Genomic DNA, 21,236 nt, shown 5'->3' with positions numbered 1-21,236 from the left:
CGGTGAGTCGGAGACGCCTGGCGAACTTCCCTCGGCCAAGGCCGAGGAGTCTCACCGAATCTCGGGCGGATCCTTGGGCGACGGGCCGAAGGTGTCGGGAAAGGCACGGTCTCCGAGCGTCTCCGGATCATCCGGCGTGCCGGACGGATCGAGGAGGTGCCGCACGGGCGGCCTGTCGAGGAATGTGGAGACGGCCTCGACCACCCCCTCCCCCAGCGGGCGGAACGCGTCGACCACTGCCTGGGCGGGCGGGCCGAGGCGGCTGCCGACCTCCTGGAGAAGATCTTCCAGCACCTGCGGCAGTGGCGGCACCGGCAGGCCCAGCTGGGACTTGGAGTGAGCCTTCTCCGGCGGCGTCCAGCGCATCGAGTCGTCACTCATGGCGAGCCATTCGTCGACGGCCCCGTCGATGGAATCGAGCACGTGATCGGAATCGTCTGGCATGGCGGCTCCCCTCACCGACCGGGATCCGATAAGACGACGGTACCTCGCCACGCCATTACCGGGCAGAGGCGGGTCGGCGGCGGAAGCCTCGCGGACGGCTTCCGGGCCGTCCATCCCCGGTACCGCGGAAGTTCGATCATCAAAGCCCGCTAAACTGGCATAACCCCCTCAGCTGGGGGAATGAGCTGTCGGTGCTCTCTCAAACTCGTCCCGCCGGCGGGGACACGCTCACCTTCCTCCGTGCGATCATGCGTAACCCCCAGCAACTGGGCGCGATCGCACCCAGTTCGAAGGCCGTCGCCCGCCTGGCCGCGTCGGTGGTCCCGGCCACTCCCGGAGCCGTGGTCGTCGAACTCGGCGCCGGCGGCGGGGTGATCAGCGACGCGATCCGCGACCGGCTGCCACCCGGAGGGCGACAGCTCGCCGTGGAGGTCAACGAGGGCATGGTGAGCCATCTGCGACGCAGCAGACCCTGGCTTGAGGTGATCGCCGCCGACGCGGGGGACCTGGGCAAGCTGCTGAGGCAGGCCGGCCTGTCCCACGCCGACGCGATCGTCTCCTCCCTTCCCTGGACCCTGTTCGAGGAGGCGCGGCAGAGGCGCGTCCTGGAGGAGATCTCGGCCTCGCTCGTCCCCGGCGGCACCTTCAGCACCGTCACGACGCTGACCGTGCTGCCGCTACAGCGCTTCCGGCACTTCCGCGGCCTCCTGGAGGGCACCTTCGCCACCGTCGGCACCCTGGGCCCGATCTGGCGCAACGTGCCGCCCGCCCTGGTGTACACCGGGGCCCGGGCAGGTGAGCGGCCGGTGGAAGACCTCCCCGGCGAGCCGGGCGCGGGCTGACCGCCGTCGCCCCCCGGAGTGACCCCGGCGGCGCGACGACCACCGGCCGGCGCAGGCTCATCCCTGGTCCCGCTGGAGGACCTGCGCGTCGAGCAGGTCACGGGTCAGCGGGTGCCGGGGGCGGCCCAGGACGCGTGCCGCGCTGCCCTCCTCCACGATCCTTCCCCGCGAGAGGACCGCGACCTGGTCCGCCAGCCGGGCGACGACACCCATGTCATGGCTGATCAGTATGAGGGTCAGACCGAACGCGCGGCGGAGCTCGCCGAGCAGGTCGAGAACGCCCGCCTGGGTGATCGTGTCCAGACCGGAGGTGATCTCGTCGCAGACGAGCACGTCGGGGGAGGCCAGCAGTCCGCGGGCGAGCGCCGCGCGCTGGAGTTCGCCGCCGGACAGCCCGGTGGGCCTGCGGGCCGCCGGAAGCGGGCCGAGCCCGACCCTGCCGAGCATCTCCAGGGCCGCGTCCGCCGCCTCGCCGCGCCCCATGCCGCGCAGCCGTACGGCGGTACGGCTCACCTGGTCGAGCACCGTCCGGTTCGGGTCGAAGGAGGCGTGCGCGTCCTGGAAGACGTACTGCACGCGGGCCAGGTCCGCACGGCGGCGCCGTGACGGTGACCGGGCCAGCGCCCGCCCGTCGAGCAGCACGGTTCCGCGTGTGGGCTCGTGCAGCCCCGCGACGCAGCGCGCGAAGGTGCTCTTCCCGCTTCCCGAACGCCCGACCAGTGCCACACACCGCCCGGCCGCCACCTCCAGCGACACGTCGTGAAGCACCGGCACCGAGCGGTGTCCCGCCGCCAGGTCCTTCACGGCGAGCCGGACCGGCCCAGGCGGGACCTCACAGGAGGCGGGACTCTCCGCTGTGACGGACGGGCTCCTCCAGCGGATCCCGTCCATCCGGCCGGCAGGCGGGCCCACCCTGGCGGGGGGCGAGGTCACCGGGGCTGGGGGCTGGCTCGCCGGGAGCCGGGCGGCGAGCAGACACCGGGTGTAGTCGTGCCGGGGCCGGGTGAGCACCTCCCCTGCCGGGCCGCTCTCCATCACCCGGCCTCCGCACAGCACGACGACGTGATCGGCGAGTGTGCGCACCAGCTCCAGGTCGTGGCTGAGCAGGACCACGGCGATGCCCCGCCCCACGAGGCCCTTCAGCTCGTCGACGACCTCCCGCCTGGTGACGGCGTCCTGACCGGTGGTGGGCTCGTCCGCCACGATCACCGACGGAGCCGTCAGGAGCGTCTGGGCCAGCACCAGGCGTTGCTGCTGGCCCCCGGAGAGCTGGTGGGGGTAGCGGCGCAGCAGGTCCTCCCCCCCGGGCAGTCCGGCACGGCGCAGCACGGACGAGATCCGCTCCGCCTCCCCCCTTCCGGATGCGCGCCGGTGTGAGAGCCCTCCCTGCCCGTACCTGGTCTCCGGCGGCGCGTGCCGCCGGGCGATCTCGCGCAGCACCGCGCCGACGCGGCGGACCGGGTTGAGCGCGGACGCGGGATGCTGCGGCAGGTAGCCCACCGTCCCGGCCACCTCGACCGTCCCGGACAGCACCACGCCGGGCGCGTGCTCACCGAGCAGCGCCCTGCCGATCGTCGTCTTGCCGCTGCCCGAGGCTCCGACCAGGGCGAGCACCCGTCCGGCGGCCAACCCGAAGGAGACGTCGTCGACCAGCCTGCCACCGCCGGCCTCGGCGCGCAGTCCCACGACGCGGATCACGCCGCCTCCCCTCGGCGTCCCCGCACCCCGTCGAAGAGCAGGTTGAGCCCGACGGACAGGCCGACCAGGAGCAGGGCGGGAACGACCACCGCCCAGGGCTGGAGGAACATGCCGGCGCGGTTGCGGTCCACCATCACCGCCCAGTCACCCGCGTCCGGGGGAACGCCGACGCCCAGGAAGCTCGCCGTCGCGACGAGATAGAGCGCGCCGACGGCGCGGACGCCCAGGTCGGCCAGGAGGGTGCGGAGCATCGACCGGCCCACGTACCCGATCGCCCGGCGCCACCAGCCCTCGCCCTGGAGCCACATCGCCTCCATGGCGGGCCTGGCGGCGATCTCCAGGGCCGCCGCGCGGGAGATCCTGGCCACCTCCGGCAGGCTGATCACGGCGACGATGACCGTCAGGGCCGGCGGTCCCGGCGGGGCGGCGGCGGCGAGCAGGATGAGCAGCAGCAGCGAGGGAATCGCCAGCAACAGGTCCAGGGGCCGCATCAGCAGCTCGTCGAGCCACCGGCGCCGGGTCGTCGCGGCCAGCACGCCAAGCGGCGTGCCGACGAGGAAGGCCAGGACGGTGGCGGCCAGGGCCACCAGCACGACCGTCCTGCCGCCGACGAGCACCTGCTGCCACACGTCGCGTCCGACGAAGTCCGTCCCCAGGAGGGATCCGGAGCCGAACGAGACGCCGCGGGGGCTCGGCTCGCCCGCGAACCAGGGGCCTGCGAGGGCGATCACCAGCGGCACGCCCAGCAGCGTCCCGCCCAGCGCCCACCTCGGCACAGGTCTCATGCCGTGCCTCCCGCGCGCGGGGCGAGACGGAACGCGACGACGTCGGCGAGGAGGTTCACGACCACGGTGGTGACCGCGAAGACCAGGGCGAGCCCCTGGATCACCGGGATGTCGCGCGCGGAGACCGCGCTCATCAGCGAGGTGCCGAGGCCGGGGATGACGAAGACGGCCTCGACGGTGATCACGCCGCCGAGCAGCCAGTCCGTGGTCCTGGCGAGCTGCTGCGCGGCCGGTGCCACCGCGTTGGGCAGGACGTGCGCCAACGTCACCCGCCTGCCGGAGAGACCGAGCCTGCGAGCGTGACGGACGTACTCCGAGCCCAGGGCGTCGATCATCCCGGCCCTGACCAGTCTGCTGATCGAGCAGATCGGCCGGGCGAGCAGCGCCAGCAGCGGCAGCACCAGTACGGCCGGCTGCGCGAACAGGTTCGTGCCGACCCCCACCGCGGTGGGCGGAAACCAGCCGAGCCGCAGTGCGAACAGCGCGACCAGCACCACGGCGAGGGCGAACTCCGGCACCGAGTACAGGGCGACACCCGCCGCGGTCAGGATCCGGTCGGGCAACCGGCCCTCGCGGAGCGCGGCGACGACCCCGGCGGCCACGGCCAGCGGCACCAGGAGCAGCAGGGTGACGGCGGCGAGCTGAACGGTCGGCCCGGCGGCGTCGGTGAGGAACCCGGTGACCGGGCGCCCCGCCGTCAGCGATACCCCGAGGTCACCGTGGAGCAGGCCGAACAGCCAGTCGGCGTAGCGCGCGGGTGCGGGCCGGTCGAGCCCCAGTTCCTCGCGGATCCGCTCGATCCGCGCCGGGTCCGGCGCGTCACCGGCCAGCACCACGGCGGCGTCCCCCGGCAGCGCCTCGGTGAGGGCGAACACCAGCGCCGTGACCGCCACCACCTGCGCGAAGCCGAGCGCCAGGCGACGGGCGGCGTACCTGGGCAGGCTCGTCCGGTGTGCTCCGGCGGAGAGACGGGGTGCCGCGCGCGGGATCCGATTGCCCGTCAAGCCAGCCAGACCTTGTCGAAGCGGGCCCAGTCGAGGGTGTTGGCCGGAGCGTCGACGACGCCGCCCACTCCCGGTCTGGTCGCGACGAGCCAGTCGGCGAAGCCCCAGACGAGGTAGCCGCCCTCGGCGTGCTGCATGCGCTGCATCTCCGCGTAGACGTCGCGGCGGGCCCTCTCGTCGGCGAGCGAGACGGCCTTGGCGTAGAGCGCGTCGAACTCCGGGCGTCTCCACTTGGTGATGTTGGTGGTGGACGGGGTGAGCAGGCGCTGCGCGAAGTGGGACTCGATGGGCATCGCGCCGGAACGGAAGCAGCAAAGGCTGCCCCTGTCGAGGACGTCCTTCCAGTAGGTGTCCTTGTCACCCATGGCGACCTCGACATCGAACCCGGCCTGGCGCATCTGGTCGGCGAAGACGCTCGCGGACTCCACGAAACCGCCGGCCGCCGCGGAGGTGTCGAGCCGCACCTTGAGTCCCCTGGCACCGGCCTTGTCCACCAGCCACTTCGCCTTCTCCAGGTCGTGGGCGCGCTGGGGGATCTCCTCGGCGTAGTACTGGTAGCCCCTGCCGAACAGGTCGTTGCCGACCTGCCCGGCCCCGGCCAGCACGGTCTCCACCAGTTGCTCCCGGTCGGCCAGCAGGAACATGGCCTCGCGCAGGTTCCGGTCGTCGAAGGGTGGGCGGTCCAGTTTCATGGCGAAGGCCTGCATACCGCTGTTGGTGAGCCGCGTGACGGCCAGCCGGTCGTTGCCCCGGTAGGTCCGCGCGGTGGTCGCGGTGATGTCATGGGCGTAGTCGGCCTGCCCGCCGAGCAGGGCGTTGACGCGGGCCGGCTCCTCGTTGGCGATCAGGTACTGCAGTTCGTCGAGGTGGGGCGCGCCCTCCCAGTAGTCGGCGTTGCGCCGCAGCAGCAGAGAGCGGCCGGGCTCGAAGGAGCCGAAGCGGAACGGACCGGATCCGACCGGTCTGGTGAAGTCCTCGACGCCCTCGGGGACGACGAAGACACCGAAGGCCGCCAGGATGTTGGGGAACTCGGCGAACGGCCGCCTGAGCGCGAACTCGACGGCGCGCTCGCCGACGGCCCTGCTCGCAGCCAGGTCGATCACCGCCAGGGTGGTCTTGGCCCGGAAGGCGCGGGCGGGGTCGGCGATCCTCGCGTAGCTGTACAGGACGTCGTCGGCGCGGACGGGCCTGCCGTCATGGAAGGTCGCCTCGCGCAGGGTGACCCGCCACCTGGTGAGGTCCGCGGAGGGTTCCCAGCTCTCGGCGAGGCGAGGCAGGACGGACAGGTCGGGGCCGTAGTCGGCGAGCTTGTCGAACAGCGCCTTGGACCGGGAGGCCTCGACGAACAGGTTGGACAGGTGCGGGTCCAGGGTCTCCTGGGCCCCGCCCCCGGCGAACGCGGCGCGCAGCCGGCCCCCCTTCCGGGGCCCGCCCGTCGCGGCGGTCCCCGGCGCGGGGCCGGTGCCGCATCCGGCGAGCAGGGCGGCGGACAACCCGGCGGCGGTGCCGAGGAAACCGCGGCGGTTCAGGGAGTGCATCGGAAGGGGGTCCTTTCATCGGCCGAACGATCGGTCGGGTGATCTGCGGGACGGACCTCGGGGCGGCCCGCCGGATCTCGCAGCCGGGCCACGAGGTGGAGCCGGTCGCCGGACAGTCCGGGCCACAGCGGCGCCCCGGGAGTCCAGGAGGGCCGGGTACGCGGCCCCGGCCCGTCGAACAGGGCCAGCACCTCGAATCCGGCGACGTCGAGGAAGTACTCCAGCTCCCGGGGAAAGAGCAGCCGCCAGGCCGAGCGCTGGTGCAGCGGCCCGGCACGTCCCGGCCACTCCCAGGTGCGGTGGCGACGGAGCAGCTGGGCGGCGTGGTCGATCCACAGGCGGGTGTGTGAGGTGTAGGCCACGCCCTTCCAGAGCACCGACGTGGTGACGGTGCCCTCCAGCAGCCCGGTGTCGCCGAGGAAGAAGGCGCCGTTGCGCATCTCGGCGACGAGCAGCCCGCCCGGCACCAGGTGCCCCCGGCAGCGGGACAGGAAGGCCGTCAGGTCGGCGTTCTCCTGGCAGTAGAGCAGCGCGCTGTCCAGGCAGGTGATCACGTCGAACCGGCGGCCGAGGTCGAACGACCTCATGTCGGCGTTGACGAACTCCACACCCGGGTGCCGGCCGCGCGCGTGGGCCAGCATCGGTTCGGAGAGGTCCAGGCCGGTGACGGTGTAGCCGTTGCGGGCCAGGTGACCGGCATCGCGGCCGGTGCCGCAGCCGATGTCGAGGAGCCGGCTCCCGCCGCCGAAGCGGCGTGCGACGTCGTCGGCGAAACGGGCGGCGAGGTGGTCGGGGTCGGGGAAGCGCAGCTCGTACAGCTCGGGATTGTCGGTCAGGAGGTTCACGGCCACACCGCCCCCTCCGATGCGGGGATGTTCATCCAGATACCGTCCTTTCCGGTACGCCGACCTGGCGGACCGCGAGCGCGGCGCCCAGACCGATCACCGCGCAGAGGGGCCAGGCGAGCCGGCCGGCCGTGTCGCCCGCCCAGCCGACGGCGACGTTGCCCACCGCGGCGACCAGGCCGGAGGCGAGGTAGAACATCCCGAAGTAGGTTCCGGTGACGCCCTCCCCGCCGAAGGCGGGGATCAGTTCGAGCACGAACGGCTGCGCGATCATCACGCCCATGGCCAGCCCGAGCGCGGCGAGCAGCACCGGGACCAGGCCGGGCAGCAGCGGAAGCAGGAAGGCCGCGCCCATCGTCGCCAGGCCGAGCGCGATGGCCGTGCCACGGCTGAGGCGGTCCTGCAGCCATCGGGTGACGCGCACCTGCAGCAGCAGGGTGGCGACGGTGGACACGAGGAAGAGCACCGCCACGGAGGCGGCGGAACCGGTGACCTCCGCCGCGCGCATCGGCAGAATGAGGTAGAGCTGGTTCTGCAGCGCGAACATCCCGCTCAGCGCCAGCGTGAAGGCGACGAACCGGCGGTTGGCCAGGCACTCCCGCCAGTCGGCGAGCACCGACCCCCCGGCGACCGGGACGCTCCGGGGCGGCAGCGTCAGCGCCTGCGCCACCGTCAGCCCGGCGAAGATCAGCGCGGCGACGACGGCCGCCACGCGGAAGTCGACCAGCAGCAGCGCGCCGCCCAGCAGCGGACCGAGCAGTGCCCCGGTGTTGGCGAACACGTTGAACAGGGAGAACGCCTCCGCGCGGCGGTCGCCCGCCTCGGTGGCCAGGTAGGAGCGTACGGCCGGGTTGAACAGCGCACCGGCCAGCCCCGACAGCACGGAGGCACCGAGCAGCACGGGCAGCGAGCCGTCGATCGCGAAGAGGCCGAAGCCCGCGGCGCGCAGGGCGCACCCCGCGATGATGACAGTCCGCGCGCCGAGCCTGTCGGAGGCGGTCCCGCCGATCAGGAACAGCCCCTGCTGGCTGAGGTTGCGCACGCCGAGCACCACTCCCACGACCGTGGCCGACAGCCCCAGGTCTCCGCCGAGATAGCCGGCGAGGTAGGGGACGAGCAGGTAGAACCCGGTGTTGACCCCCATCTGGTTGACCAGCAGGAGGCGCACCGACAGCGGAAAGGAACGGAACGCCCTCATGTCGCCGGCCTGACGCCGAGACCGGGGCGGCCGGAGAGCCGCAACACGCCGTCCTCGCCACCGAGGCCGGTCCAGGGGTCGCGGGCCAGCAGCAGGTGTCCGTCGAGGTCGACCCAGCGGGCCTGCCCGGCCAGGTGCGCGGCCGGGGCGATGCCGAGCGAGCTGGAGACCAGGCAGCCCAGCATGACGTCCATACCACCGCGCCGTGCCGCGGCGATGGCGCCGAGCGCGGCCAGCACGCCGCCGCACCTGGCCGGCTTGATGTTGACCCCCTGGACGGCTCCGGCCAGCCGCTCGACCTCGGCCGCTCCCCCGGCGTCCTCATCGGCGATCACCGGTATCGGGGACCTCGCGCCGATCCAGGCCAGCAGGTCGGGACGGCCGGGCGGGATGGGCTGCTCGACCGCGTCCAGGTAAGGCATCCGCTCCAGCAGCCCGACGGCCCGCTCGGCGCTCCAGGCGCCGTTCGGGTCGAGCAGCAGGCGCGCGCCGGGAGCGGCGGCCCTGACCGCGGCGACCCGCGCGACGTCGTCGTCCGGGTCGGGCGACCCGGCCTTGATCTTCAGCACGGTGAATCCGCGCGCGTGCAGGCGACGGGCGGTCTCGGCCGCCCGCTCCGTGCCGCAGATCCCGATCGTGTACGCCGTGGGCACCGGCTGCCAGGAGGGAGACCCGGCGAGCCGGTGGACGGGCAGCCCGTCGCGCCCGCCTATCAGGTCCAGCACGGCGGCGTCGAGACCGGCCAGCACTCCCGGCGGGCACGGCAGGCCCGGCAGCTCCGCGAGGAGCGTCTCCGGGTCCGGCCAGGTGCCCAGCCCGTCCAGCGCGGCCGTGACGCGCGGCACGTCCAGGCCCAGGTGGACGCTGGTCACGATCTCGCCGTACCCGGTCACCCCGTCGTGATGGAGCGCGACCCTGACGGTGTCGCGCGCGGACATCGTCGAGCGGGAGATCCGGAAGGGCTCGCGCAACCGCAACGGGACGATCTCCCAGTCGAGCCTCATACCGGGACCTCCATGGCGCGCAGCGGGTCGACGACCCGGCGGCAGCGCGCCCAGCCCGTCACCTCGACGGCACCCGGGTGGCTGATCTCCAGGGGGCGGGTCGCCGGCCGCCCGGCAAGCCTCCGGGCGCGGAGGTAGTCGTCATTGAAGATCGAGTCGAGGTAGCGGTGCGGCCCGTCGGGGAACACGGTCACCACGCGGGCGCCCGCCTCCACCCGCGCGGTCCAGGCCGCGACGAGCGCGACCGCCCCGGTGCTCCAGCCTCCGGTGACGAAGGTGTGCCTGGCGAGCCGGTGGCAGGCGTCGGCGGCCTCGGCGGGTCCGACCCAGTGCACCTCGTCGAACTCCTCGTAGGCGACGTTGCGCGGGTGGATGCTGCTGCCGAGACCGCGCATGAGGCGGGGACGCGCCGGCTGCCCGAAGATCGTCGAGCCGACCGTGTCGACACCGACGAGCCGTACCCACGGCCAGTGACGGCGAAGCTCGGAGATCACGCCCGCGCTGTGCCCGCCGGTGCCGACGCTGCACACGAGCACGTCGGCCGCGTCCAGCTGGCCGACCAGCTCGCGTGCCAGGGAGGCGTATCCGGCACGGTTGTCGGGGTTGTGATACTGGTCCGGCCAGTACGCCCCGGGCAGCCGGTCCACGACCCGCCCGAGCCGGTCCAGCCGGGCCCGCTGCCACCCTCCCACGGGGTGCGGCCGGTCGACCGTCTCCAGGCGTGCGCCGTACGCCCCCAGCAGGGCGCGCATGCTCGGTTCCAGCTCGGCGTCGACGACGAGCACCACCGGATGCCCGAGGGCCTGACCGGCGAAGGCCAGCCCGATGCCGAGGGTCCCGCTGGTGGACTCCACCACCGGCGCCCCCGGCCTGAGCTCGTTCCTGGCCCGTGCCCCGAGGAGCATGGACACCGCGGCCCTGGCCTTCATGCCACCGGCGCCGAGCCCTTCGAGCTTGGCCCAGAATCCGGGATGCGGGTGGGGCAGCGGGGTCCTGATCCGAGTGACGGGGGTGTTGCCCAGCAGGGCGAGCAGCTCCGGTGCGGAGGTCATCGCGCCTCCTCCGCCTGGTAGCGGTAGACGGTGGTCGGGCCGCCGTCCAGCCAGAAGAACGGGTACGGCTCCGCGGAGACGGCGGTGACCCCGGCGCCGACGAACCGCCGGAGCACGGCGCTGCCGGTCTGGGCGAAGAGCACCAGGGGTTTGCCGGTGCCGCGCGCGTGGCGCAGCAGCGGCTCGAAGGTTCCGTTGCCCAGCGTCATGCCCGAGGCCAGCACCGCGTCGCAACCGTCGAGGGCGGCCTCGGCGTCGGTCACGTGCGGTTCGCCCCACTCGGTCTCGCCACCTCGCAGGTCGCACGGCACGTAACGGATGCCGCGTTCCCGCAGACGCTGCAGGAGGGAGTTGACCACGCCGACCACCAGCACACGTCCTCCGGACCGTACCGGGAGGAGGTCCACGACCGCGGCCGCCCTGGCCAGGGACTTGTCCAGGGAGGAGCCCGCGGGCACGGTCACCGCGTCGGCGGGGTCGTGGGGTCGCTCGTGCATCAGATAGGCGTCCAGGGCGGCCGTGCGCACCGCGGCCAGCGGGTGCGACAGCAGCGTGGCCACGTCTCGGCCCACGCATTCGTACACCGCGTCGTCGGGTATCCCGCCCGGCTCCACCGCACAGGACCCCACCGCCCCGCCCAGCCGAAGACTGATCACGTGGTTGCGGTAGCCGCGGCCCCGGGTCGCGTGGCGGGCCCCCTGCCTGGTCACGAACCCGACACTGATCCGCTGCCGCGCGGGGTCGGAGCCCACCCGGCCCGCCAGCACTTCCGCCACCAGGGCGTCCAGGTCGCTCACGGTCGCCGGCTTCACGCGTACTCCACGGTCAGGGCGGCCACGAGACGTTCGGCCCGGGAGCGGGCGCCCAGGCCCGCGGTGTCGGCGACCATCACGTGCCCGAGGTAGCCGTTGTTGCTCGTCGGCTCGCTCGTCGGGAATCCCGGGGCCTTGACCTGCCATTCGACGACGTCGCCGGCCTCGGCGAGCCGCCCGGTGCCGTGGATCGCGGAGAGCGTCCCCGGCCGCCGGGAAAGCAGGAAGGCGATGGCCGCGCTGCGCACCCCGGTGTCGGCGGGGGCCGGCCGGGGCCGCTCTCCCAGCGCGAGCTGGGCATAGGCCATCGGTATGTCGACGCCCGTCACCCGCCGGACCAGCTCGGTGATCTGGTTTCCCGCGGGCCGGGGGTTGATCTCGACGACCCGGGGGCCGTCCGGGGTCAGTTTCAGCTCCGTGTGGGCCACGCCGTGGTCCAGACCGACCGCCGCCAAGGCCGAGAGTGCCGCCTCCCGCGCGGACCGCGCCGTGCCGGGGTCGAGCGCGGCGGGGAACATATGGCCGCTCTCCACGAACCATGGCTCGCCGGCGAGGCTCTTGTCGGTGATCCCGATGATGGAGGTCTCACCCTCGAAGGTGATCGACTCGACGCTGATCTCGGGCCCGGTCAGTACCTCCTCCAGCAGGACGACGGGCAGCCGCCGCTGCCGGCGCGCGTTGACGGGGAAGCCCTCCAGCGCCAGGTAGGCCTCGCGGAGCTGCTCACGGTCGTCCACCCTGCGCACGTACATCCCGGCGCACAGGTCGACCGGTTTGATCACCAGGGGGTAGCCGATCTCTCCGGCGCGCGCGGCCGTCTCCGGCCATCCGCTCGTGACGGCGAAGGCGGGCCCCGGCAGTCCGGCCTCTCTCAGCGCCTGCCTGGTGAGGTCCTTGCGGTAGGCCCGCTCCACCGCCTCCGGCCCGACCCCGGGCAGTCCCAGATGGGAGGCGAGGCGCGCGGCCGTCGCGAGGTAGTAGTCGCACGAGGAGATCACACCGTCGAAGCCGAAGACCTCGTGAAGCCGCTCGACGCGCCTCAGGAGCGCGGGGACGTCGTTGGTCTCGGCGGTGACCACGTTGTCGGCGGCGAGCAGGGGGTGCGCGCAGGCCCCGGACGGAACGCGCAGGTAGTGGTGCAGATCACGAGTGAGGAAGGTGAACCGGTGGCCCGCCTCCCGGATCGCCCGGGGAAGTAGGGAGCTCATCGCCCCCACCCAGCTCTCGACCATCAGCAGATGCCCCAAAACGCCTCCTTAGCCATAGGCCGGACAAAAGAGAATGATAATGACTTTCATTTTCTTTGCAACCCCATGGGGGGCGCCCACCGGCCTCTCGCATCTGCGCGAACAAAACCCCCGATCTCCACCGAATCTGCACGGAAGACCGTTACGCTCCGGGTTCATGATCAGATCGAGATGGGCGGGCCTGCTGATCTGGCCGATGGTGCTGCCGTTCGCGGTGTGGGCGGCGCTCAGGACCAGCGGCTGGACCCCGGTCTGGCAGTGGGTCCCCCTGGTGGCCTTCACCCCGTACGCGGCGGTGGCCTCGGTGATCCCTCTGCTCCTGGCCCTGGGACTGCGCCGCTGGGCGGCCGCGGCCCTCGCCCTGGTCACCGGCGCGGTGCTGGCGACGGCCGTGCTCCCCCGCCACTTCGCCGACGGCGACCAGCCCGCCTCGGACGGGCGGCTCCGGGTGCTCGCCGCGAACCTGGCCGTCGGCGCGGGAGACACCGACGCCCTGATGGATCTCGTGCGCTCCCTCGATCCGGACGTGCTGGCCCTCCAGGAGCTCACTCCCGCCGCGCGCGAGCGCCTGGAGGCGGCCGGCCTGCGCAGGCGCATGCCCCATGTGGTGGATCGCGCGGTCGGCGGGGTGCACGGCTCCGGCATCTACTCCAGGCATCCCATCACCGAGAAACCCCTGATCGCACTGGGCAGGTTCCGGCAGGCACGGGGGGTGATCAGGCATCCGAGCGGCCACGAGATCGAGGTCGTCTCGGTCCACCCCTGCGCGCCCAGGTACGACTACAAGGTCTGGTGCTGGGACCAGGGGCTGCGGGCGCTGCCCAGGGCGGGCGGGCAGCTGCGGGTACTGGCCGGCGACTTCAACGCCACCCTCGACCACGGGCTGGTACGCGACCTGCTCGGCAGCGGCTACCGCGACGCGGCCGACGTCACCGGGCACGGCCTGGTCCCCACCTGGCCGCAGCAGGGCTGGGAGCCCCTGCCCGGCGTGACGATCGACCATGTGCTCGCCGACTCGCGCATGGCGGTCAACAGCTTCGGTGTCCACCCCCTGCCGGACAGCGACCACCGCCCGGTCTTCGCCGAGCTCGGCCTGCCCCGGTTCACGGGCCACTGAGCCGGGCCGTGCCGCGATGGGCCCGGCCCGGCTCACCCGGGTTCACGGACCGCCGAGCGGGACCCGCCGAGGAACAGCACCAGGGCGAGAAGGGCGTACGGCACCGCGGCGGCCGTGAAGATCGTGGCGTGATCGGTCAGCGCCGAGGCCGCGGCGTAGCCGCCGTAGACGAGGATGGCGCCCACCTCGGTGCCCAGCCCGGCCAGCGAGGTCACGGTGGCGCGGGCCGGGCCGGTGATGCTCTCCTGCAGCCGCGCGTCGGCCAGCACCCCCGCCATCTGAAAGGCGCAGAAGGCCACCGCGACCGCGACGAACCCCGCCGCGACCCCGCTGACCGCACCCGCGCCGAGCGCCAGCGCTCCGAACGCGAGAAGGGCCGCGAACTCCCCGCCGGTGAAGCTCCGCCCGGTCACCGCGAGCACGCCGCCGACCGCGACCCCCGCGGAGACCAGGAGCACCACGAGTGGCACGGCCTGCGTGGCGACCCCGGCGCCGGCCGCGAGCAGCGGGACGTACTCCTCCAGCGATCCCCACAGTGCCGTCACCGCCGGCACCAGCAGCAGTGCCCGGCGCGTCGTCCGGTCGGCGCGCGCCTCCCGCAGCCCGGCACGCAGGGTCGCGGCGTAGCCCCCCCGCGAGGTCTTCCCCCGCCGCCCGGGTACGCGATGTTCGGGAAAGGTCAGCGCGACTGCCGCGGCGAGCAGGCAGGCCAGCACACTGCCGGCGCCGACCAGCCGGTAGCCGCCGAAGGCGAACACCGGGGCGGCGACTGCCATGGACGCCATGACGGCGCCCGTGCCGATCGCGCGGGCCCGGCCCATGATCGCGGCATAGCGGCCGGCGGCGCCCAGCCGGTCGAGCTCGGTGTAGACCAGTGCCTCCAGCGCACCCGACTGCAGCGCTCCCGAGGTGCCCCACAGGACGAAGCCCGCGGCGAACACCCAGTAGGAGGGGGCGGCGACCCACAGGCCGAAGCCGAAGGCGGCCACCAGCGGCGCTAGGGCGAGCAACCCGCGCCGCGAGACGGTGTCGGCCCACACTCCTGACGGGACCTCCATCACGACGGAGGTCAGTGACCAGATCACCAGGAGCGAGGAGATCTCAGCGGTCGACAGGCCCGTGTCGACGAAGAGCAACGTATAGAACGGATAGAGCAGGACGAACTCATCAAGAAAGGTGTAGGCGTAGAGCGTCGCGGCCAGGTGCTTCGCGCGCCCGCCGGGCACCCGAAGAGAAGAAGCGGTCATGGGGTCCTTCTCGCGGAGACTGTACGGACTCGGGATGCTCGGCATCTCCGGGGGTCCGCGGCAGCTCGCGCCGGACCGGCCTCTGGTTCAGGATCAATGTCGCCAGGTCATGCCGCCGACCCTACAGCCGTCTCGCCGGCCGCCGCCTCCCTTTTTCCCGCCGTCTCCCGTGGGGTACGGGCTCCCGCCCTCCCGGCTGAAAGCCGGAGGACCACCGTCCTCGCCCGGGATATCCGGCCGCCGAGACGGCACGGCTCGGGTTCGCGGTGACCGGGCTGGGCATGAGCCGCACGTTCGTCGAGATCGCGACCGAGAGGGCCCGCCGGACAGGCGTCCACGCCGACTTCCAACGGGGCGACGCGGCCGACCCTCCCTTCGACCCGGGCTCCTTCGAACTGGTCGTCTGCCAGACCGCCTTCAAGAACTTCGGGCGGCCCGTCGGCGCCCGTGACCGCCGCCGGCATCGTCGTGGCCCTTCTTCATCTCATCGGCCTTTCTGACCCGGCGGTTACAGGATGGGAGCCGTCACATCAATTGCCGACCCCGTACTCGGGCACGGAAACTGAATGGTCGCCCGCGCCGTGCGGGTGAGGGTGATCCGACGGGGCGTCCACCTGGAGCGGTGGTGCGGTAGAACGGTTGAGCGGGGATGTGCCTCCGGTTCGCCATGCCCTCGAACGGCGATCACCTGGTGTGAGCACCGTGAGGAGCGTGCCGCCTGTTGATGCCTCCTGATACTTCGGACACCGAAAACTCGGACACGGAAACAGAGTCCCCGACCCGACAGTCCCCACCCCTCCCCCGCCTCCGCGGGGCCCGCTCCCTGTGGCGGTTGAAGTCCTACCTACGCCCCTACGCCACCCGCCTGGTCGTCGTCTGGGTGCCGGCCTTCGCCGCGGTCGGGATCGGCATCACCATCCCGCTGATCGGCAAGGAGATCATCGACGGCCCCGTCGCCCGGGGTGACAGCGAGGCACTGCTCCCCCTCGCGCTGCTCGCCCTGGGCCTGGGCATGACCGAGGCGCTGCTCGTCTTCCTGCGGCGGTGGCTGCTGGCCGACGCGGTCCTGGGCCTGGAGACCGGCATCCGCGACGATTTCTACCGCCACCTGCAGCGGCTGCCGATGGGGTTTCACGCCTCCTGGCAGTCGGGCCAGCTGCTGTCCCGGGCGACGACCGACCTGTCGGCCATCCGGCGCTTTCTCGGTTTCGGCCTGCTCTTCCTCGTCCTGGTCACCGTCCAGATCGTGACGGTGACCGGGCTGCTGCTCCGCATGTACTGGCCGCTCGGGCTGCTGGTCGTCGTCTCCGCGGTGCCGATCGTGCTCACCTCGCTGCACTTCGAGCGCAGGTACATCCTCATCTCCCGCCGGGTCCAGGACGAGCAGGGAGACCTCGCCACCGTCGTCGAGGAGTCGGCGGCCGGCATCCGGACGATCAAGGCGTTCGGCCGCGGCCGGCACGTCTCGGGGATCTTCGAGGAGGGAGCGGTGAAGATCTACGAGACCTCGATGGAGAAGGTCCGCCTGTCGGCGAGGTTCTTCACCTTTCTTGAGGTGATCCCGAACATCACCCTCGCCCTCGTGCTGCTGCTCGGCGCCCTGGCGGTCGGCTCCGGCACCCTGACGCTGGGCACGCTGGTGGCCTTCGCCACCCTGATGCTGCAACTGGTCTGGCCCATCTCGGCGCTCGGCTTCATTCTGACCACGGGCCAGGAGGCGATGACCGCGGCGGACCGGGTGATGGAGGTGCTCGACACCGAACCGGAGATCGTCGGGGGCATCCGCGTGATCGAGCGGCCCCGCGGCCACCTGCGGTTCGAGGGCGCGGGGTTCCGCTTCCCCGGTGCCGCCGAGCCGGTGCTTCACGATGTCTGGCTGGAGGTGCGCCCGGGGGAGACGGTGGCGGTCGTGGGCGCGACGGGGTCGGGCAAGACCACTCTGACCTCCCTGGTGCCGCGCCTGTACGACGTGAGCACGGGCCGGATCACGATCGACGGCGTCGACGTCCGCGACCTGCCGCTGCCCGAGCTGCGCTCGCTGGTCGCCACCGCCTTCGAGGAGCCGACGCTGTTCTCGATGAGCGTCAGGGAGAACCTCACGCTGGGGCGGCACGACGCGGCCGAGGAGGAGATCGCGGCCGCGCTGCGGATCGCCCAGGCCGGATTCGCGTACGAGCTGCCCTGGGGCCTGGAGACCAGGATCGGCGAGCAGGGCATGTCCCTGTCCGGTGGCCAGCGTCAGCGGCTCGCACTGGCCAGGGCGGTTCTCAGCCGTCCCAGGATCCTCGTTCTGGACGACACCCTGTCGGCCCTGGACGTCGAGACCGAGGCCCTGGTCGAGCAGGCGCTGCGGCACGTGCTGCGCGAGGCGACCGGCATGGTCGTCGCCCACCGGGCCTCCACGGTGCTGCTCGCCGACCGGGTGGCCCTGCTGCTGGACGGCACGATCGCGCACGTCGGCCGGCACCACGAACTCATGGCGAGTGTGCCCGAATACCGCGCGCTGCTGTCCGCCGACCCCGACGCGGAGGAGGCGCGGCTGTGAACGGCACGACTCCCCCGGCGGAGACCTCCGCGAAGATCCCGGCAGAGACCGGGAACGGCTCCCGGGAGTGGCGCGGGGTCGCCGCCGAGAACCAGGACGAGTTGTCGGAACACGTGTCGTTCCTGCTGCGCAGCAGGTCCAGGCGGCTGCTGGGCGAGCTGCTGCGCCCGTACCGCAGGAAGATCGTCCTGCTCGTCGCGATCATCGTGACCTGCAACGTCGCCTCGCTCGCCATCCCCTACCTGGTCAAGGTGGGCATCGACGCGGGCATCCCGCCGATGGTCGCGGGCGCGGGGCCGGGAGCGCTGGTGACCGTCGTCTCGGCGATCCTGGCCGCGGCGGTCATCCAGCTGGTGACCCGGCAGATATTCCTCAGGATGGCCGGACGCATCGGCCAGAGCATCCTGCTGGAGCTGCGGCGACGGGTCTTCCGCCACTTCCAGAGGCTGTCGCTGTCGTTTCACGACGACTACACCTCGGGCCGGGTCGTCTCCCGGCTCACCTCCGACATCGACGCCATCTCCGAGATGCTCCAGTCGGGCTTCGACGATCTCGTCACCGCCGTGCTGACGCTGGTCGGCACGGCGGTCCTGCTGCTCGTCCTGGACGTCCACCTCGGCGTGGTCGCGCTGCTGCCGCTGCCGGTCCTGGCGCTGTTCACCAATTGGTTCCGGCGGCAGTCGAGCATCGTCTACCGCAGGACCCGGGAGGCCGTGGCCCTGGTGATCGTCCATTTCGTGGAGTCGATGGCCGGCATGCGCGCGGTCCAGGCCTTCCGCAGGGAGCCGCGCAACCAGGAGATCTTCGCCCAGCTGAACGCCGACTACCGGGACGCCAACCTGCGGAGCATGCACCTGGTCGCGATCTTCTCACCGGGGGTCAAGCTGATCGGGAACGTGACGGTCGCGGCGGTCCTGCTCTACGGCGGCATGCTGGCGATCCAGGGCGAGGTCACGGTGGGCGTGCTGGCGGCGTTCCTGCTCTACCTTCGCCAGTTCTACGAGCCGATGCAGGAGATCAGCCAGTTCTACAACACCTTCCAGTCTGCGGGGGCGGCGCTGGAGAAGCTCTCCGGCGTGTTGCAGGAGCGGCCCGTGGTGGCCGAGCCCGGCGACCCGGTGGTGCTGGAGCGCCCGCGCGGCAGGGTCGAGTTCCAGCATGTGGAGTTCTCCTACCTGGACGGCACCCCCGTGCTGCCCCGGCTGGACCTGCTGGTCCCCGCCGGGCAGACCGTGGCGCTGGTCGGCACCACCGGGGCGGGCAAGACCACGTTGGCCAAGCTGGTCGCCAGGTTCTACGACCCGGTGGCGGGGCGGGTGCTACTGGACGGCATCGACCTGCGCGACCTCGGTGAGGAGTCGCGGCACGCCGCGATCGTCCTGGTGACGCAGGAGAACTTCCTGTTCAGCGGCTCGGTGGCGGACAACATCAGGTTCGGCCGGCCGGGCGCGAGCATGGCCGACGTGATGGCCGCGGCCCGTTCGATCGGCGCCGACACGTTCGTCTCGGCGCTTCCCGAGGGGTACGACACCCAGGTCGGCAAGCACGGCGGCCGGCTGTCGGCCGGGCAGCGGCAGCTGGTGGCGTTCGCCAGGGCGTTCCTGGCCGATCCCGCGGTGCTGATCCTCGACGAGGCGACGTCCAGCCTGGACGTCGCCGGCGAGCGGCTGGTGCAGCGGGCGATGCGGACGATCCTGGCGGACCGGACCGCTCTGATCATTGCGCACCGCCTGTCGACCGTCGAGATCGCCGATCGGGTGCTGGTGATGGACGGCGGCAGGATCGTCGAGGACGGCCCACCGGGCGAGCTCGTCGGGCGGGCGGGCCGCTACGCCGGCCTGCACCGCGCCTGGCTCGACAGCATCTCCGACCGGCGCGACCTTCCCGGCTGACCGGAAACGGCGCTGTGATGGCCCAGGTGTGGGCCATCACAGCGCCGTTTCAAGGCACGAACTCGCATCCTGGCATGGCTGACACCGGGTGGACGGGGGCATCGACGTGCTCGGCCCCGACGAACCCCCACCCCGACCAGCTTTCCTTTCCCGGCTCCGAGCGGTCCCCTCGGGTGTAGTACCAGATGTTCCCGCCGTCGCTCTGGACCCGTCCGAAGGCCCAGCAGACGAACCAGCTCTTCGGGGTGTCCAGGATCGCTATCTTCTCGGTCGTGTCCACGCCGAGGTACAGCGGGGCCTCAGGCCGGTTGGCGCACACGAAATCCGTGCTCCACACGTGGCCGCCCTGCCGGGCGTCGACGTGCCTGACGCCCCGGCGGATGATGCAGGAGTGCGCGCCGACGGTCACCGAGGCGACCGACGCCTGCTCCGCGGCCTTCGCTCCCCCATCCCGGCCGCTCTCGAAGGGCCACACCAGGAGCGCGGTCAGGGACAGGACGGCAAGGACGGTCAGGACGACCTGTACGGGCCGCGTGCGGCTTCCGCCTCCACGGAGGATCGTCGGGCGCCCACCCGTACCGATCGCCGCCGGCGGGTCCTCCGGCTCCGCGGCGACCAGCAGGCTCCGCACCGCGTCGGGCTCCTCCCGCTCCGGCTCTCCCCGCTCCTGGTCCTGCCTGGCCACCCTGGACTCCGCCTCGGTCGCCTGGGCGCGTACCCATCGCCGATGCAGCTCGGCGAGCTCCTGCCGGTTCGCCCGGCACTCCTTGGCGAACTGTTCCAGGACGGTGAAGCGCGGTGGTACACCGTCTCCCGAGCAGTAGCGGTGAAGCGCGGACTTGCTGATACCGAGCCGCTTGGCGAGCGCGTCGTAGCTCCGGCCGGTTTTGGCCTTCAACTCGCGTAGATATGAGGCTAGATCCTCAACGGCGGACGGTTCCGACATCTTCGCTCCCCAAGCCCGGATCCCCCCGAGTTTGACGCCCGCAGGCTAACAGGAACGACCACTCGTTGTCCCGTACGCCACCTCCGTCCCACCCATGTCCCACGACGCCTGGGATTCCGCTGGTCAGCATGCCTCCATGTCCCATTCTCCCGTCCTGTCCCATATTCGTTGCCGCCGGGCGGCGGGCCGGTCACGGTGATGACCAGCAACCACGCCGAGATCGCCACCTCGGCTCGACCGGCTCCGGCCCCATGGGCCGGAGCCTGACTCGTCAGGGGGACACATAACTATGAATCCACTCGTTTCCACCGATCCGCGACGGCCCAGAACATCCCGCCTGTCCTGGATGAGGGTGGCGATGGTGGCCGCGCTGGTCGTGCTCACCGGCGGCACGGCGACCCCGCCGGCGCACGCCGCCGCGGCCCCGGCCTTTCAGACCCCCTTCCCCTGCGGGATGGCGGTCGACCTGACCACCGGCCCCACTCACGACCGCGCGCGGGGCAAACTCCTCGACATGTACCGCGCGCCCTGGAGCAACAGCCAGATCCAGTCGGGCACGCCGATCATGGCCGCGGCCGGGGGCGTGGTCACCGCGTCACATTTCGAGTCGGGCGCGGGTCACCTGATCAAGATCAACCATGGTGACAACTACTACACCTTCTATATGCATCTGAAGACGAAGAACGTCACGGTGGGCCAGCAGGTGACCGCCGGACAGCAGATCGGCGAACTGGGCAACAGCGGGACGAACTCCGGCGGCACGTTCCACCTGCACTACGAGGTGTTCCGCGACACCAACGGCGACGGCAGCGGCGCGGTCTCCGAGCTGATCTATCCGACTTTCAACGGGGTCGAGTACCACCTCAGCGAGGGCGGGAACCCGTACGTGACCACGGTCACGAGCCGCAACTGCGGTGCCACCCCCAATCTCGGGGTTCTGGACTTCTACCTGTCGGACAACCTGACCTCCGGCGCCCACACCCAGCCCGTCGTCTCCTACGGCAACAGCCCGATGATCCC

The 21,236-nt window shown here is 72.1% G+C and carries 18 protein-coding genes and 1 pseudogene; 6 read left to right on the top strand and 13 right to left on the bottom strand.

Translation table 11 applies throughout. From position 1 onward, the window contains the following. Nucleotides 1-51: 51 nt before the first annotated feature. Entirely contained in the window at nucleotides 52-444 is a 393-nt protein-coding gene (locus AB0K21_RS36825) for a hypothetical protein (RefSeq protein ID WP_343974536.1), read from the bottom strand. Nucleotides 445-635: 191 nt separating this feature from the next. Here AB0K21_RS36825 and AB0K21_RS36820 point away from each other — a divergent pair, with 191 nt between their 5' ends. Beyond that, nucleotides 636-1,286 carry a methyltransferase domain-containing protein gene (locus tag AB0K21_RS36820; RefSeq protein ID WP_364156587.1) on the top strand — a complete coding sequence of 217 codons (651 nt, stop codon included), beginning with the start codon at nucleotides 636-638 and terminating at the stop codon, nucleotides 1,284-1,286. A gap of 57 nt (nucleotides 1,287-1,343) precedes the next feature. On the opposite strand, the gene AB0K21_RS36815 is transcribed toward AB0K21_RS36820, so the two are convergent. From AB0K21_RS36815 to AB0K21_RS36770, 10 genes are read right to left on the bottom strand one after another with little or no spacing between them, the layout of a single operon-like run. After that, nucleotides 1,344-2,984, bottom strand: a complete 1,641-nt coding sequence (locus AB0K21_RS36815) for an ABC transporter ATP-binding protein (protein ID WP_343974542.1) — start codon at nucleotides 2,982-2,984, stop codon at nucleotides 1,344-1,346. Further along, complete coding sequence (locus tag AB0K21_RS36810; protein WP_343974545.1) at nucleotides 2,981-3,769, bottom strand: ABC transporter permease subunit; 789 nt, start codon at nucleotides 3,767-3,769, stop codon at nucleotides 2,981-2,983. The genes AB0K21_RS36815 and AB0K21_RS36810 overlap by 4 nt, the downstream gene beginning before the upstream one ends. Next, entirely contained in the window at nucleotides 3,766-4,773 is a 1,008-nt protein-coding gene (locus tag AB0K21_RS36805; RefSeq protein ID WP_364156583.1) for an ABC transporter permease, read from the bottom strand. Before AB0K21_RS36805 ends, AB0K21_RS36810 begins: the two co-directional genes overlap by 4 nt. Further along, nucleotides 4,770-6,311, bottom strand: a complete 1,542-nt coding sequence (locus AB0K21_RS36800) for an ABC transporter substrate-binding protein (protein WP_343974551.1) — start codon at nucleotides 6,309-6,311, stop codon at nucleotides 4,770-4,772. The genes AB0K21_RS36805 and AB0K21_RS36800 overlap by 4 nt, the downstream gene beginning before the upstream one ends. After that, nucleotides 6,299-7,162: a class I SAM-dependent methyltransferase gene (locus AB0K21_RS36795; protein ID WP_343974554.1), complete on the bottom strand. Its 864-nt coding sequence runs from the start codon at nucleotides 7,160-7,162 to the stop codon at nucleotides 6,299-6,301. Before AB0K21_RS36795 ends, AB0K21_RS36800 begins: the two co-directional genes overlap by 13 nt. A 25-nt stretch (nucleotides 7,163-7,187) precedes the next feature. Then, nucleotides 7,188-8,354: an MFS transporter gene (locus tag AB0K21_RS36790; protein ID WP_343974557.1), complete on the bottom strand. Its 1,167-nt coding sequence runs from the start codon at nucleotides 8,352-8,354 to the stop codon at nucleotides 7,188-7,190. Then, a complete protein-coding gene (locus tag AB0K21_RS36785) occupies nucleotides 8,351-9,358 on the bottom strand; it encodes an enolase C-terminal domain-like protein (RefSeq protein WP_364156578.1) in 1,008 nt (335 codons plus the stop codon). Before AB0K21_RS36785 ends, AB0K21_RS36790 begins: the two co-directional genes overlap by 4 nt. Beyond that, nucleotides 9,355-10,410, bottom strand: a complete 1,056-nt coding sequence (locus tag AB0K21_RS36780) for a PLP-dependent cysteine synthase family protein (RefSeq protein WP_364156575.1) — start codon at nucleotides 10,408-10,410, stop codon at nucleotides 9,355-9,357. The genes AB0K21_RS36785 and AB0K21_RS36780 overlap by 4 nt, the downstream gene beginning before the upstream one ends. Then, nucleotides 10,407-11,222, bottom strand: a complete 816-nt coding sequence (locus AB0K21_RS36775) for a DUF364 domain-containing protein (RefSeq protein ID WP_364156572.1) — start codon at nucleotides 11,220-11,222, stop codon at nucleotides 10,407-10,409. The genes AB0K21_RS36780 and AB0K21_RS36775 overlap by 4 nt, the downstream gene beginning before the upstream one ends. Then, nucleotides 11,219-12,469, bottom strand: coding sequence for an ATP-grasp domain-containing protein (locus AB0K21_RS36770; protein WP_343974570.1), 1,251 nt, complete (start codon nucleotides 12,467-12,469; stop codon nucleotides 11,219-11,221). The genes AB0K21_RS36775 and AB0K21_RS36770 overlap by 4 nt, the downstream gene beginning before the upstream one ends. Nucleotides 12,470-12,626: 157 nt before the next feature. Here AB0K21_RS36770 and AB0K21_RS36765 point away from each other — a divergent pair, with 157 nt between their 5' ends. Then, on the top strand, nucleotides 12,627-13,586 hold the full coding sequence (locus AB0K21_RS36765) for an endonuclease/exonuclease/phosphatase family protein (protein ID WP_343974573.1): 960 nt from the start codon (nucleotides 12,627-12,629) through the stop codon (nucleotides 13,584-13,586). Between the two features lie 32 nt (nucleotides 13,587-13,618). Here AB0K21_RS36765 and AB0K21_RS36760 read toward each other — a convergent pair whose 3' ends face one another. Then, nucleotides 13,619-14,833, bottom strand: a complete 1,215-nt coding sequence (locus AB0K21_RS36760) for an MFS transporter (RefSeq protein ID WP_343974576.1) — start codon at nucleotides 14,831-14,833, stop codon at nucleotides 13,619-13,621. A gap of 239 nt (nucleotides 14,834-15,072) precedes the next feature. On the opposite strand from AB0K21_RS36760, the pseudogene AB0K21_RS36755 reads away from it, so the two are divergent. From AB0K21_RS36755 to AB0K21_RS36745, 3 genes and pseudogenes are all read left to right on the top strand, one after another. Next, nucleotides 15,073-15,333: pseudogene (locus AB0K21_RS36755) on the top strand (class I SAM-dependent methyltransferase); the annotation flags it as partial. 332 nt (nucleotides 15,334-15,665) lie between these two features. Next, nucleotides 15,666-17,378: an ABC transporter ATP-binding protein gene (locus tag AB0K21_RS36750; protein WP_343974579.1), complete on the top strand. Its 1,713-nt coding sequence runs from the start codon at nucleotides 15,666-15,668 to the stop codon at nucleotides 17,376-17,378. Beyond that, nucleotides 17,375-19,270, top strand: coding sequence for an ABC transporter ATP-binding protein (locus AB0K21_RS36745; RefSeq protein WP_364156565.1), 1,896 nt, complete (start codon nucleotides 17,375-17,377; stop codon nucleotides 19,268-19,270). The genes AB0K21_RS36750 and AB0K21_RS36745 overlap by 4 nt, the downstream gene beginning before the upstream one ends. Nucleotides 19,271-19,319: 49 nt before the next feature. Here AB0K21_RS36745 and AB0K21_RS36740 read toward each other — a convergent pair whose 3' ends face one another. Then, nucleotides 19,320-20,216, bottom strand: coding sequence for a helix-turn-helix transcriptional regulator (locus AB0K21_RS36740; RefSeq protein WP_343962559.1), 897 nt, complete (start codon nucleotides 20,214-20,216; stop codon nucleotides 19,320-19,322). A 346-nt stretch (nucleotides 20,217-20,562) separates the two neighbouring features. On the opposite strand from AB0K21_RS36740, the gene AB0K21_RS36735 reads away from it, so the two are divergent. Continuing rightward, nucleotides 20,563-21,236: M23 family metallopeptidase (locus tag AB0K21_RS36735; RefSeq protein ID WP_364156561.1), on the top strand; the 674-nt coding region annotated here is incomplete at its 3' end.

Origin of the sequence: Streptosporangium sp. NPDC049248 (genome assembly GCF_040678965.1) — a bacterium.
GTDB lineage: Bacteria > Actinomycetota > Actinomycetes > Streptosporangiales > Streptosporangiaceae > Streptosporangium > Streptosporangium fukuiense.
The sequence above is the reverse complement of the archived record's forward strand: the minus strand, read 5'-3'. Positions and strand labels throughout refer to the sequence as shown.

Excerpts from the sequence above, each read along its gene's own strand:
- AB0K21_RS36790 (WP_343974557.1), bottom strand. The coding sequence starts at position 8,354 with ATGAGGGCGTTCCGTTCCTTTCCGCTGTCGGTGCGCCTCCTGCTGGTC.
- AB0K21_RS36765 (WP_343974573.1), top strand. The coding sequence starts at position 12,627 with ATGATCAGATCGAGATGGGCGGGCCTGCTGATCTGGCCGATGGTGCTG.
- AB0K21_RS36810 (WP_343974545.1), bottom strand. The coding sequence starts at position 3,769 with ATGAGACCTGTGCCGAGGTGGGCGCTGGGCGGGACGCTGCTGGGCGTG.
- AB0K21_RS36780 (WP_364156575.1), bottom strand. The coding sequence starts at position 10,410 with ATGACCTCCGCACCGGAGCTGCTCGCCCTGCTGGGCAACACCCCCGTC.
- AB0K21_RS36800 (WP_343974551.1), bottom strand. The coding sequence starts at position 6,311 with ATGCACTCCCTGAACCGCCGCGGTTTCCTCGGCACCGCCGCCGGGTTG.
- AB0K21_RS36760 (WP_343974576.1), bottom strand. The coding sequence starts at position 14,833 with ATGACCGCTTCTTCTCTTCGGGTGCCCGGCGGGCGCGCGAAGCACCTG.
- AB0K21_RS36825 (WP_343974536.1), bottom strand. The coding sequence starts at position 444 with ATGCCAGACGATTCCGATCACGTGCTCGATTCCATCGACGGGGCCGTC.
- AB0K21_RS36785 (WP_364156578.1), bottom strand. The coding sequence starts at position 9,358 with ATGAGGCTCGACTGGGAGATCGTCCCGTTGCGGTTGCGCGAGCCCTTC.
- AB0K21_RS36740 (WP_343962559.1), bottom strand. The coding sequence starts at position 20,216 with ATGTCGGAACCGTCCGCCGTTGAGGATCTAGCCTCATATCTACGCGAG.